The organism is Oceanobacillus sojae, assembly GCF_900162665.1.
Lineage (GTDB): Bacteria > Bacillota > Bacilli > Bacillales > Amphibacillaceae > Oceanobacillus > Oceanobacillus sojae_A.
On record NZ_LT727809.1, the window covers coordinates 495099 to 509264 of the forward strand.

The following is a 14166-nucleotide window of genomic DNA, read 5'->3' on the forward strand; positions in this document are numbered from 1 at the left end:
GAAAAGAGGCTCTTGTAAAACAAGAGCAAATAGGGTGGAACCGCGGTTTTAAGCCGTCCCTATGTCTGTCGTTAAAACAGACATAGGGACGGCTTTTCTTATTGGTTCTGTCCGGTGCGAAATATGTTGTAAATTTCTTATCCATTAAAGGAGTGGAGTAAATGAATATTCAAGAAATGATTTTAACTTTACAAAATCATTGGTCAGATCAAAATTGTATCTTAATGCAGGCATATGATACGGAAAAAGGTGCAGGAACTATGTCTCCAATGACGCTGCTGCGAAGTCTGGGACCAGAACCATGGAATGTTGCTTATGTAGAGCCTTCCAGACGGCCGGCGGATGGCAGGTACGGAAAAAACCCGAACCGGCTGTATCAGCATCATCAGTTTCAGGTTATTATGAAGCCTTCACCAGCTAATATTCAAGAACTGTATTTAGAGTCTTTGAAAAAACTTGGAATTGATCCGCTCAAGCACGATATCCGCTTTGTAGAGGATAATTGGGAGAACCCGACCTTGGGTGCTGCCGGTCTTGGCTGGGAAGTATGGTTAGATGGGATGGAAATCACGCAGTTTACCTATTTCCAACAAATTGGCGGTTTAGAAGCCAATCCGGTAACGGTGGAGTTAACATATGGGATAGAACGGCTTGCTTCATATATTCAAGATAAAGAAAATGTCTTTGATTTAGAATGGAATAATGGCGTGACACTTCGTGATATTTTCTATCAGCCGGAATATGAGCATTCTGTGTATACATTTGAAACATCAAATACAGATATGTTATTTGATTTATTTACAAAATATGAACAGGAAGCAAAAACAACGATGGAAAAAGGGCTCGTCTTCCCTGCATATGACTATGTTTTAAAATGCTCACATACCTTTAATCTTCTGGACGCTAAAGGCGTTATTTCCGTAACAGAAAGAACAGGCTATATTAGCCGGATACGTAATCTGGCCCGCAGCATTTCAAAGATTTATGTACAAGAGCGTGAAAAATTAGGCTTTCCAATGTTGAAAAAGGAGGTAAACTAAAATGGCACAGGATATATTAATTGAAATTGGATTAGAGGAGCTGCCGGCTCGCTTTATCGATGATGCAGAAGCTCAATTTTTAAATAAAACAATAAAATGGCTGGATGAACAGCGTATTTCCTATGCGTCTGCAGTTTCTTTCTCCACACCGCGCAGATTAGCTGTCCTTATAGAAGAAGCAGCTGAGAGTCAGGCATCGATAGAAGAAGAGGCAAAAGGTCCTACTTTAAAGATTGCAAAGGATGATCAGGATAATTGGACAAAGGCCGCAGAAGGATTTACCAGAGGGCAGGGAAAAACAACGGATGATATTTATATCAAAGAAGTGAAAGGAACTTCTTATATTTATGTGAAAAAATATATTGAAGGAAAATCTGTGCAATCCTTACTTCCAGAATTTAAGGATATTATAGAGTCCATCACATTCGGTAAAAATATGCGCTGGGCAAATGAAACATTGCGTTATGCACGGCCAATCCGCTGGCTGGCTGCACTATACGGCAATGAGGTAATTCCTTTTGAAATTGCTCATGTGAAAACTAGCAATGTCACATACGGCCATCGTTTTCTCAGCGGCAAGCTTACAATAGATGAACCGAAACAATATGAGCAATTACTAAAGGATAATTATGTTATTGCGGATGCTAAAAAACGTGAGGATATAATTGTGAAGCAGCTTGATGCTTTACAAGAGAAAAATACGTTCCAAATTCCTGTCGATAAGGATCTTTTAAATGAGGTGAGAAATCTTGTGGAGTATCCGACAGCTTTTGTCGGCAGTTTTTCCACTTCTTTCTTAGCATTGCCAAATGAAGTTCTCATTACATCTATGGCGGAGCATCAGCGTTATTTTCCTGTAGAGCGTGATGGTGAACTGCTCCCTAAATTCGTCGGTGTAAGAAATGGTGATGAGCATGAGCTGGAAACAGTGATCCGGGGAAATGAAAAGGTTCTTCGTGCGCGTCTTGCGGATGCAGAATTCTTTTTTGAAGAAGATAAAAAGCTTTCCATTGACTTCTTCCAGGAAAAGCTGACCAGGGTTGTGTTTCAGGAGAAGCTTGGTACGTATACAGATAAAGTTAATCGTGTTAAAACAATTGCAAAACATTTTGCGGAGGAGCTTTCTTTAAAAGAGCTTAAAGAAGTTGAACGGGCAGCTGAAATCAGCAAGTTTGATCTGATGACCAATATGGTAAATGAATTTACAGAGCTTCAGGGCATTATGGGGGAGAAATATGCTGCTTATTTTGGAGAGGCTAAAGTGGTTTCTCAAGCTATCCGCGAGCATTATCTGCCGAAGCAGTCACATGGGGAACTTCCTGCAACGACAGTTGGTGCCGTATTAAGTATCGCAGATAAAATAGATACCATTGCGGGATGTATCAGTGTTGGCCTAATCCCGAGCGGTTCTCAGGATCCATATGGCTTAAGAAGACAGGCAATGGGAATCCTGCGCATTCTAAAGGATCAAAATTGGGATTTAACCATAGAATCACTCATTGAGTATACTTTATCAGTATTAAAGAAGACAGGCTTAACAATAAACGCTTCTGCTAAAGATGACTTGCTGGTATTTTTCGCCTCCCGTGCGGAGTATTTAATGCGTGAAGAAAATATTGAAGCAGATATAATCCATGCTGTCGTAGACAATCAATTAGGTATATTTCATGTTGCAGTGGAAAAAGCACATGTTTTAGCTGCGAAAAAAGCTGATGATCATTTTAAAACCTCTCAAGAAGCTCTTGTTCGTGTGTTGAATTTGGAAAACAAGGTAGAGAATACTGATTATAAGGTAAATCCTTCCCTCTTCCAAACAGAATCGGAAAAAGTATTATATGAATCTGTAGAAGCAGTGAAATCAACTTATGCCGAATATTTAGAAGCCCAAAAAAACGAGGAGGCATTACAGCTTCTTGCCGGACTTGCAGATGATATTCACGCATTTTTTGATCATAATATGATTATGGACGATAATGAAGAAGTAAGAAAAAACCGTCTCTCTATCATCCATGAGCTTTCTGTGCTAATCTTGCAATATGCAGACTTGCGAAAAATAGCATGGAAACAGCACGCATAATTAGAATGTAAGGATTTCTTTCTTAAAAAAGGAATTTTAATGAATAAAGTCGAATGATAATAACGTACCATGTTCTAAAAATATAAAGGAATCATGGTACGTTATCCTTTATTTACACTAATTTTTATGTATTCAAGCAATGCTATTTATAGTATTCATTTGCTAATAAAGCAACAGTATAGGTGGTGAAAAAGTGGACTTATCGAAAAGGCAACAGCAGATTATAGAAATAGTAAAAGCAGACGGTCCTATCACGGGGGAGCATATAGCAGAGCGCCTTACATTAACCCGGGCTACATTGAGACCGGATTTAGCTATTCTGACAATGGCTGGTTTTTTAGATGCACGTCCTCGTGTAGGCTACTTTTATACGGGTAAAACAGGTTCAGAATTATTAACAGAAAAAATAAAACGGTACAAGGTTCATGAATTTCAGCAAGTCCCTGTTGCTGTAAATGAAAAGGTATCCGTATATGATGCCATATCCACGATGTTTTTAGAAGATGTTGGCACTCTGTTCGTTGTAGATGAAAATGCCTGTCTGGTTGGTATCCTTTCCCGGAAAGACTTATTACGTGCAAGCATGGGAAGACAGGACTTAAGCTCAATACCGGTTCCAATTATAATGACAAGAATGCCAAATATCACGGTGTGTCGCAAAAATGACCTGCTTATTGATGTAGCTCATCAGCTGATATCAAGACAGATTGATGGAGTCCCCGTTGTTAAGGACACAAAACATGGCCTTGAGGTAATTGGCCGGATTACAAAAACAACGATGACAAAGCTGCTGGTTGAGTTAACCATTGAAGATAAAATATAACTTTTAAAAACTAGGGAGAGGATGTCAAAATGACTGAGCAGAAAATTATTTATGTGCTGTCTGATTCTGTTGGGGAAACTGCCGAGCTGGTAATTAAAGCCGGCCTGAGCCAATTTAAAAATGGGGATTATAAAATTCAGCGCGTTCCATACGTGGAAGATAAAGAAACCATTGATGAATTTTTGCAACAGGCAAAATTAAATTCAAATCTTGTCGGTTTTACACTTGTTAATCCGGAATTACGTGCTTATTTAAATAAACGTGCTAAAGAAATAGATATTGAAGCAGTTGATATAATGGGCCCTATCATGGACGCGATGGAGCGCGTTTTTAGTGATGAGCCGCGATTGGAAGCCGGACTTGTCCATAAATTAGACGAAGATTATTTTAAGAAGATAGAAGCCATAGAGTTTGCTGTAAAGTATGATGATGGAAGAGATACAAGAGGAATTACCCGTGCGGATATTGTATTAATAGGCGTCTCCAGAACATCCAAAACTCCGCTCTCTCAATTCCTGGCGCATAAGCGGTTTAAAGTGGCGAACGTTCCGATTGTTCCGGAAGTTGACCCTCCAGAAGAGCTTATGATGGTTGATCCTAAAAAATGTATTGGCTTGCGCATATCCTCAGAAAAGCTGAACGGGATTCGAAAAGAGCGTTTAAAAGCTCTTGGGCTCGGTGATCAGGCAACCTATGCAAATGTAAGCAGGATTAAGCAGGAATTAGAATTCTTTAATGAAGTAGTTGAAAAAATAGGCTGTCCTGTCATTGATGTTTCCCACAAAGCAGTGGAGGAAACAGCTAACCAGATTATTCGTATGTGGCAAGGAAGAAATGAATAAGGTTATTTAAAAAATACACCAAACGTCCTAATTTTCTTGACTATATTTTAATATTTTCAAAGTCTGTCAGAAAGCAAAATGATACATTGCAGTAAATAATTTCAGACACAAATTGTGTGAAAAGCATTCTGTTTACAGCTATAAGTGCGTGTTTAAAAAGCACCTAAATGTTTTCTCTTTTATCTAGTATGTGTTCTTGATTCATTTACGCAGTAGGGTGATATAACAAGGAAATAAATGCATTTATTTCCTTGTTATATCACCCTACTGCTACCTTTCAGCAGAGCTGAAAGGCGTGTGAATCGGGAGATTCACACGAATGGATCAAATCTAATTTTTCAGCAAATAATACGAGCAAGGATAAACTGATAATCACTTTTTGAACACGCTCTATAACGGAATGTTTTTCTTTTTTCAATAGTTTTATAAACAAATTAATAGAAATCTATTAAAAAATATATTATAATGGTAAATCGTATGAGCAGATTTATATAAAATGCAATTTTAATCATAATTTGCTTTGAAAAAGAAGGATTCTGCGTATCCTTTGTAGAAACTATGTTAAGGCTATTTTTTTTGAGTATAAGGAAAAAATATGTCGAATAATGAATAATGAAGCAACAGCAGTTTAAAAAGGAGGATTTTGCACAATCTCTCTAAGAAAAATAGGAATAGTTGGTGGTAACCATGGCTAATCAAATACCTGAACCAATTATTGAAGAAGTGAAAAAATCCAATGATATTGTCGATGTCATCGGAGAGTATATTCAATTAAAAAAACAAGGTAAAAACTATTTTGGCCTATGTCCTTTTCATGGTGAAAATACTCCGTCCTTTTCGGTCACTCAAGAGAAACAAATTTTTCGCTGCTTTGGCTGCGGAAAAGGGGGAAATGTATTCTCTTTTTTGATGGAGATGGAAAATTTCACATTTTATGAGGCGCTGAAACACTTAGCTGATCGCAGTGGAGTAGAATTACCGGAAACATCAATTAAAAAGGAATCATCCTTGTCAGAGGAAACAGAGCAGATGCTCTCCGCTTATGGATGGCTGACAAAATTATACCATCACCTCATAAAGTATCAAAAAGATGGGAAGGATGGGTTAGAGTACCTAAAAAGTCGCGGAATTACAAAAGAAACGCTGGAAGAATTCCAGGTTGGTTACGCTCCTAATAAACGCGATTTCACTGCAAAGTTTCTTATGCAGAAAGGGTATTCCAAGCCGATGCTTTTAAAAAGCGGCATTTTAGCAGGGAATGACAATAATGAAGTCATTGACCGTTTCCGGGGCAGAATTATTTTTCCTATACGGAATGCGCTTGGGCGTACTGTCGGGTTTGGAGGCAGGTCATTAACAGACGATAGCGGCCCTAAGTATTTAAATAGTTCAGAAGGTGAGCTTTTTCAAAAAAGTAAACTTTTATATAATTTTGATTTGGCGAAGCGCCATATCAGAAAAGAAAATGAAGCTATTTTAATGGAAGGTTATATGGATGTTATTTCAGCTTATCAAGCCGGAGTTAAGAATGTTGTGGCGACAATGGGAACTGCATTGACAGAAACGCAGGCAAAGCTTTTAAACCGTTACGTTGACACAGTAATCATTTGTTATGACGGTGATAGTGCAGGAATAGAGGCCCGTTATAAAGCATCGCTTTTACTGCGGTCGATAGGCTGTGATGTCCGGATTGCGAATTTAGATGCAAAAGAGGATCCGGACAGTTATATCCAGCAACATGGCGGCGAAGCTTTTCGAGAAAGAGTGATACGGACAAGCGACAGCTACATGAGTTTCTTTATGCGTTATCAGCGCAGACACTTTAATCTGCAGGTGGAAAGTGAACGTATTGAATATATCGAGCGCGTTCTAAAGGAACTTTCCATGATTGAGAGTGCATTGGAACGGGAATATTATATTCAGGAGCTGCACAAGGAATTTGACTTGTCTGTAGAAACCTTGATGAATCAGCTGACACAGTATGACAAAAGAGTTCCTGCAGCTAAGGATAATCAAGGTAATAAGAGTTATACTAATCAATATGTATCTGTAACTAAAAGAAAATTGTATCCGGCATACGTTAATGCTGAAAAAAGAATTTTATCCTACATGCTTCAGGATGCCTATATTGCTGAAAAAGTACAATATGACCTTGGAGCAGGATTTAATGTAAATGACCATAAAATTGTGGCAACGCATTTATACGCCTTTTATGAAGAAGGTAATGCACCAGATATCAGTTTATTTATGGAGAGACTGTCAGATGAACATTTGAAAAATCAAGTCATTGAATTGGCCTTGTCAAGTGATGTGGAAAACAGCACAGAAGAAGAAATTGATGATTATTTACGAATGATTCATCGGGAGGCTAATCAAAGCCAGACGAAAAAGAGCTTAAAAGAGCAGCAAAAGAAAGCAGAGCGGGAAAATGACCCTTTGGAAGCTGCGCGTTTGGCAATGGAGCTGATTCAGCTGCAAAAGCAAAAAAATGAAAATTAATTCAACAATTTGGAAGGAGGGGGACTCATGGCCGAGCAAAAACCTTCGCACATGAAAGAATCCGAACTGACATTAGAGCAAGCAAAAGAAAAATTAGTAGACATGGGTAAGAAGCGTGGTACGCTTGCTTATGAAGAAGTGGCTGACGGTTTATCTAATTTTGACATGGAACCCGAACAAATGGATGAATTTTATGAGTACCTGGAAGAACAGGGTGTCGATGTGCTGGGTGAGTCTGAGGATGACCCCGAAATGCAGAAAATCGCAAAAGAGGAAGAAATTAATCTTAATGATCTCAGTGTACCTTTAGGAATTAAGATTAATGACCCGGTCCGTATGTATTTGAAAGAAATCGGCAGAGTAGATTTACTTTCTGCAGCAGAAGAAATTGAACTTGCTTCCCGCATTGAAGAAGGGGATATTGAGGCTAAAAGAAGATTAGCTGAAGCCAACCTTCGTCTCGTTGTCAGTATCGCCAAACGGTATGTTGGACGGGGAATGCTTTTCCTTGATTTAATCCAAGAAGGAAACATGGGTCTGATTAAAGCAGTTGAAAAGTTTGACTATCGTAAAGGATTTAAATTCAGTACCTATGCGACCTGGTGGATCAGACAAGCAATCACACGTGCCATTGCCGATCAGGCACGTACTATCCGTATTCCGGTTCATATGGTGGAAACCATTAACAAATTAATTCGTGTGCAGCGTTCCTTACTCCAGGATTTAGGACGGGAACCTACTCCGGAAGAGATTGGTGAGGAAATGGAACTGAGTCCTGACAAAGTCCGGGATATTCTAAAAATTGCTCAAGAACCAGTGTCATTAGAGACACCAATCGGGGAAGAAGATGATTCCCATTTAGGTGATTTTATCGAGGATCAGGAAGCAGTTTCTCCATCAGATCATGCTGCTTATGAGTTATTAAAAGAGCAGCTGGAGGACGTATTGGACACCTTGACCGACAGAGAGGAAAATGTACTTCGTCTGCGCTTTGGGTTAGATGATGGAAGAACAAGAACGCTTGAAGAAGTAGGAAAAGTATTTGGTGTAACCAGAGAACGTATCAGACAGATTGAAGCAAAAGCATTGCGGAAATTAAGACACCCGAGCCGAAGCAAACGCTTGAAGGATTTTCTTGATTAAGCTTAAAAAGTGTATTTAAAAAGTCCGATAAACAGGACTTGGTCATCATAGGCTTATATTTGCCAGCAGACTGGAATGTGCAAGTTAGAAGTAAGTTACTTGCATATTCCAGTTACTATGTGTATTCAGTTATAGAAAAGCGAATCAGCTATTTATTGAATAGTGTTTTTTTAGATAAGGATAGTCCCTTTATTAGTGATAGTTATGATTTGATAAATAATTAAGCTAAAAATACAGGTGAATATATGAATAATCAAGAAAAAAATCAATTGATTATCCAAGAGATATTAAAATGGAAAGAAAATCATTTATTACCGGAAAAGCAATGTGATTTTTTACTCGCATTATATACAAAGGGCGGGGAAATTGAAATTTCGGGTCCAAATGACACGAAAAAGCAAAATACTTCTTTATCCATATGGATAAAGCTCCATTTTATTTTTATTTTAATCATTTTAGTAAGCGTTATCTCTCTGGATTATTATTTTCATTCACTTTGGTATATTACGTCTGGCATTTTAATTGTTACTCTAATTATTAATTATTTGTTTTATTCAAAAATCCGGACGGATGTTTCAAAGCGGTATCGTTATTTATTTATATTTATTCAATTTTTATATATCCTGCAGTTAACTGTCTTTATAGCCGAAGCTGCCGGGTTAGGAAATTATATTAATTTTGTGATTATCTTAAATGGGACAGGGTGGATTATTTTTGGATTTTTGAAAAAGCTGCCTGTATTCGGATACGTTGGAGCTATCCTGATTATAGCGGTGATAACTTATGTCGTTTTTTTTAAATATATTGGATAAACCTTTAAAAATTTTTAGATATCGAGTAAACTAATGATAGTATTAATTTTATAATATTTGTGTTACATAAGGAGGAAGCGAAATGAAAAAGAATCCGGTTATACCATATGCTATTATTGCCGGGCTAGGGCTTATTGCAGTCATTATTATTTCAGTGATTGGTATTGATCAGAGACAAGCAATTGAAAATGAAGAAGAAAATGGTGAAGAACAGACAGAACAGGCAGAGGGTGGAGAAGAAGGCGGAGAATCTGCCAGTGCTGACGCTGGAGAAGAAGTATTCCAAACAAATTGTACCAGCTGTCACGGTCAAGATTTAGCAAGCGGTCCTGCTCCTGATTTAACAGAAATCGGCAGCAAGTATTCACAGGAAGAAATTGCTGAAATCGTTGAGAATGGAACAGACGGGGGTATGCCTTCATTCCCACAGATTCAGGGTGATGATTTAGATGCACTTACTGAGTGGTTAAGTGAGCATCAATAATATATAATGAAAGAAATGAATGAAAGCTTTCTGATTCGTACAGAAAGCTTTTCTTATTGTAGAAATAAAGGAGAAAATGCAATGAACCAAAATATTCCGCTTTCCAGCCGTTTGAAAATAATTGCTGATTACCTGCCGAAAGGTGCTAATTTTGCAGATATCGGATCTGATCATGCGTATTTGCCTGCTTATGTCTGCCTGAGAGATAAGACAGCACGGGCTATTGCCGGAGAGGTAAATCAGGGACCGTTAGAAAGCGCAAAAAAAACAATTCAATTGCATCAATTAGAAGAACAAATTGATGCCCGTTTAGGGGACGGTTTAGCTGTTTTAAAAGAAGGAGAGACTGAACAGATTGTCATTGCCGGGATGGGCGGTGCATTAATTACTTCCATTTTGGAAAAGAGTCCGGCTATAGCTCAATCTGCAGGAAGGATTATTGCCCAGCCTAATATCGATGCGAGAGCGGTCAGACAATGGTTTAACCAAAATGATTTTATATTGATTGCAGAGGAAATAGTGGACGAGCAAGGGCATATTTATGAAATTCTTGTTGCTGACCGTCATACGGAGGTTTCATCACCTTATAGCGATAACACACAGATCAAGGATAAACAGCTTTTATTAGGACCATATTTATTGACTGAAAAGAATAATGCTTTTATAAAAAAATGGACGCTGGAGAAAGCTAATCTGAAAAGAATTATTTCTCAAATGCAGCAGGCGAAGCAAGTAAATCATGAGAAAATATCTGCATTCCAAACAGAATTACACTGGATTAAGGAGGAGCTTCATCATGAAGAAACAAACACTTAAACATGCTGATTTTTTTCAAATAATGGACGGCTGGGCACCAAGAAGTCTTGCCTATCATTGGGATAATATTGGATTACAGGTAGGGAGATTCCACGATTCAACCTCTCATATTCTGGTTGCACTGGATGTTACAGAGGAAGTAGTTGATGAGGCAATCGAGAAACAGGCTAATCTGATTATTGCGCATCACCCCCTATTGTTTCAGCCTTTAAAGCAAATAAATATTGATCATCCTAAGGGCAGGGTTGTCCAAAAGCTTTTGAAGAATGATATTACTGTTTTTGCGGCGCATACCAATTTAGATGTAGCAGAAGGCGGCGTAAATGATTTATTAAGCGAAGCAATTGGTTTGAAAAAGAGAGAGCCTTTGGAAATTCTGGATCAGGAGAGCCTATTTAAAATAATTGTTTTTGTTCCGGATTCTCACGTGCAGGAATTACGTAGTGCATTGCATGAAGGCGGAGCCGGGAAAATAGGTGATTACAGCCATTGTACCTTCCAAAGCCCTGGACAGGGCACATTTCGTCCATTAGAAGGATCAACCCCATATATTGGTGAGAAGAATGAGTTAACCTATGTAGATGAGAAAAAACTGGAAGCTGTTGTGCCGAAGAGAAATCTTTCAAAGGTTATTGATGCAATTATTTCTGCTCATCCTTATGAAGAACCTGCCTATGATATCTATCCGCTGGAAAACAAAGGACAGTCAATTGGCATTGGACGCTTCGGTGTATTAGATGAATCTGTATCGATGAAAGAATTTATTCAGACCGTTAAAAAGAATTTAGATATGCCTCAAGTACGTGTTTCTGGTAATATAGAAAAGAATGTAAAAAGAGTTGCTGTTTTAGGCGGCAGCGGCGAGAAATATGTCAGTCATGCACTCAGGAAAAAAGCAGATGTTTATATTACAGGAGATATGACATTTCACGCTGCTCAAGATGCGGAGCAGATGGGGCTGACAGTTATCGATGCCGGGCACTATATCGAGAAGATTATGAAAACAGCAGCAAAGAATAAGCTGGTACAGGAATTTCCTGCATTCCAGTCGAGAGTTTATGTATCTGAAGTAAATACAGATCCGTTCGTATTTTTATAAGAAAAACCAAGAAAATCACTTGGTCTTTAAAATACTGGTGTTCTAGCCAAGGAGATGTCCGCTGTGGGAAGTCGCTTTCCGCGGGCAACGCCTCAGCCTCCTCAGAAGAAGACCCCGCAGAAAAAAAGTGCTCTTCTTTTTTTCGAGGAGGCTGAGCTCAAGCCCACGGAAAGCGTAGTGTATTTCTGCAGCGGCTGACTTCAGCATTTTTATATACTTTCTTATCTTTTAAAAAAGAAAGCAAAAAAACAGATTACAAGGAGGGAAACAAATGGAAAAAACATTTGCAGAATTATCCCTGGATAGCACGATGCAAAATATTATTCAAGAGCTGGAATTTAGAAAGCCGACAGAGATTCAGGAACGAGTGATTCCTTCTATTCTGGATGGCAGAAGTGTTATTGGCCAATCCAGAACAGGTTCAGGTAAATCCCACGCTTTTTTATTACCATTGTTTCAAAAGCTGGATGAAAATCAAAAAAAAGTCCAGTTTGTTATTACTGCACCAACAAGAGAGCTGGCAACACAGCTGTATAACGAAGTAAGAAAAATCATTACAATTGCTGATAAGACGGAAAAATGGACAGCAAAGCTGCTTGTCGGCGGTACAGATAAACAAAAAGTGATTGAGAAATTAAAAACACCGCCAATGATTGTGGTAGGAACCCCTGGGAGAATTTTAGATTTAGTAAAGGATGGAGCGTTATCTATATACAGCGCGGAAACCTTTGTTATTGATGAGGCAGACTTAATGCTTGATCTGGGCTTTATTGAGGAAGTGGATCAATTATTAGTACGCTCGAAACAAGAAATACAGCTGCTTGTTTTCTCAGCAACCATTCCTCAACGCCTGCAGCATTTCTTCAAAAAATACTTGAGAAATCCGGAGTATATTAAAATTGAAGAGCATTTTTCTCCGGAGACGATGGAGCATCGGCTGATCCGGAAGAAGCATCGTGATGAAGCGAAGGTTATTTGGGAAATTTCCCAAACGATTCATCCTTATTTAGCATTGATTTTTACTAACGGCAAGCAACAGGCAAATGAATTAGCCGAAGCGCTTGAGGGATACGGATTATCTGTTGGGGTCATTCACGGCGGTTTAACTCCAAGAGAAAGAAAACGTGTCCTGAAGGAGATACAGCAGCTGCGTTATCAATATGTTGTAGCAACTGATCTGGCTTCACGGGGAATCGATATCAAGGGAGTCAGTCATGTCATTAATGCCCAGCTTCCAAAAGAAGAGCATTTCTATATTCACCGTGTCGGCAGAACTGCCCGTGCCGGGTTAGAGGGAACGGCGGTGAGCATCTATTCAGAGAGTGATGCTCCTTTAATTGAAAAATTAGAACAAAAAGGACTGGAATTCTCTTATGTAGAGGTAAAACAGGGCGAATGGACAGAGGATAAATCCTGGAATGCGAGACAGCGCCGTAAAACCGAAGATACAAGTACAGACCGGGAAGCCTGGAAACGGGTAAGAAAGACAAAGAAAGTAAAACCGGGATATAAGAAAAAGCAGAAGCAGCAACAGCAGCAAATAAAAAGACAGCTGACAAAAGAGCAACGACGGAAAAAACGATAGGAGGAATAAATATGGTAAAAATAGGTTCTCATGTTTCGATGAACGGTAAGAAAATGTTATTAGGTTCCAGCGAAGAGGCTGCTTCATATGGTGCAAATACATTTATGATCTATACAGGAGCACCGCAGAACACAAGAAGAAAGCCTATTGAAGAATTGAATATTGAAGCAGGCCTGGAGCATATGAAATCGAACGGAATATCAGACATTGTCGTTCATGCGCCATATATTATTAATATTGGCAACACTGTAAAGCCGGAGACATTTGAATTGGGTGTTAATTTTCTGCGGAGCGAAATCGAGCGTACAGAGGCTCTCGGGGCGAAACAAATTGTCCTTCATCCTGGAGCGCATGTCGGTGAAGGTCCGGACAAGGGCATCCCTAAAATTATTGAAGGATTAAATGAAGTGCTTGAACAAAAAAATGATGTTCAAATTGCTCTGGAAACAATGGCTGGAAAAGGCTCTGAAATGGGACGTACATTTGAGGAGCTGGCTGAAATTATTCATGGTGTGACGCACAATGAGCACCTTTCTGTTTGTATGGACACCTGTCATATTCACGATGCAGGCTATGATGTTGTCAATGACTTTGATGGTGTATTAAATACTTTTGATAAAATTGTCGGTTTAGACCGGCTGAAGGTTGTCCATGTCAATGACAGTAAAAATGACCGCGGAGCGCATAAAGACCGTCATGAAAACATCGGTTTTGGTTATATCGGCTTTGATGCACTTCACAAAGTTGTTCATCATCCACAGCTCAGTGAGCTGCCTAAAATTCTTGAAACACCATATGTAGGTACAGATAAGAAAAATAAAAAAGCGCCATATAAATATGAAATAGCAATGCTGCGTGAAGGTAATTTCCAGGAGAATTTAAAAGAAGTAATTATGGAAGGTAAATAATATCAAAAAAGATGAGCGAATTAAAATTGCTCATCTTT

At 38.8% G+C, this 14166-nt stretch carries 12 protein-coding genes and 1 other annotated feature (1 of these 13 cut by a window edge); all 12 genes read left to right on the forward strand.

Going from position 1 to position 14166, the window contains the following annotated elements; all coding sequences use genetic code 11:
- Positions 1–64: a binding site (T-box leader), on the forward strand (it extends 114 nt beyond the left edge of the window).
- A gap of 97 nt (positions 65–161) precedes the next feature.
- The 12 genes from glyQ to BN1068_RS02765 all read left to right on the forward strand — a co-directional run bounded on the left by glyQ (position 162) and on the right by BN1068_RS02765 (position 14128).
- Positions 162–1040, forward strand: coding sequence for a glycine--tRNA ligase subunit alpha (gene glyQ / locus BN1068_RS02710; protein WP_077601295.1), 879 nt, complete (start codon positions 162–164; stop codon positions 1038–1040).
- Position 1041: 1 nt separating this feature from the next.
- Complete coding sequence (gene glyS / locus BN1068_RS02715; protein ID WP_077601296.1) at positions 1042–3117, forward strand: glycine--tRNA ligase subunit beta; 2076 nt, start codon at positions 1042–1044, stop codon at positions 3115–3117.
- Between the two features lie 193 nt (positions 3118–3310).
- A complete protein-coding gene (locus tag BN1068_RS02720) occupies positions 3311–3940 on the forward strand; it encodes a transcriptional regulator CcpN (protein WP_077601297.1) in 630 nt (209 codons plus the stop codon).
- 29 nt (positions 3941–3969) lie between these two features.
- A complete protein-coding gene (locus tag BN1068_RS02725) occupies positions 3970–4782 on the forward strand; it encodes a pyruvate, water dikinase regulatory protein (RefSeq protein WP_077601298.1) in 813 nt (270 codons plus the stop codon).
- Positions 4783–5469: 687 nt separating this feature from the next.
- Positions 5470–7281 carry a DNA primase gene (dnaG, locus tag BN1068_RS02730; protein ID WP_077601299.1) on the forward strand — a complete coding sequence of 604 codons (1812 nt, stop codon included), beginning with the start codon at positions 5470–5472 and terminating at the stop codon, positions 7279–7281.
- A gap of 27 nt (positions 7282–7308) precedes the next feature.
- Positions 7309–8424 carry an RNA polymerase sigma factor RpoD gene (rpoD, locus tag BN1068_RS02735; RefSeq protein WP_077601300.1) on the forward strand — a complete coding sequence of 372 codons (1116 nt, stop codon included), beginning with the start codon at positions 7309–7311 and terminating at the stop codon, positions 8422–8424.
- Between the two features lie 245 nt (positions 8425–8669).
- Positions 8670–9236 (forward strand): hypothetical protein, encoded by a 567-nt coding sequence (locus tag BN1068_RS02740; protein ID WP_077601301.1) that lies wholly within the window; start codon positions 8670–8672, stop codon positions 9234–9236.
- An 82-nt stretch (positions 9237–9318) separates the two neighbouring features.
- Entirely contained in the window at positions 9319–9720 is a 402-nt protein-coding gene (locus BN1068_RS02745) for a c-type cytochrome (protein ID WP_077601302.1), read from the forward strand.
- Between the two features lie 81 nt (positions 9721–9801).
- Entirely contained in the window at positions 9802–10536 is a 735-nt protein-coding gene (locus BN1068_RS02750) for a tRNA (adenine(22)-N(1))-methyltransferase (RefSeq protein ID WP_077601514.1), read from the forward strand.
- Positions 10517–11635 carry a Nif3-like dinuclear metal center hexameric protein gene (locus BN1068_RS02755; RefSeq protein ID WP_077601303.1) on the forward strand — a complete coding sequence of 373 codons (1119 nt, stop codon included), beginning with the start codon at positions 10517–10519 and terminating at the stop codon, positions 11633–11635. Before BN1068_RS02750 ends, BN1068_RS02755 begins: the two co-directional genes overlap by 20 nt.
- A 271-nt stretch (positions 11636–11906) precedes the next feature.
- The gene (locus BN1068_RS02760; RefSeq protein WP_077601304.1) at positions 11907–13220 is read left to right on the forward strand and encodes a DEAD/DEAH box helicase; all 1314 of its coding nucleotides are present in this window, start codon (positions 11907–11909) and stop codon (positions 13218–13220) included.
- A gap of 11 nt (positions 13221–13231) precedes the next feature.
- Positions 13232–14128, forward strand: a complete 897-nt coding sequence (locus BN1068_RS02765) for a deoxyribonuclease IV (protein ID WP_077601305.1) — start codon at positions 13232–13234, stop codon at positions 14126–14128.
- Positions 14129–14166 lie beyond the last annotated feature (38 nt).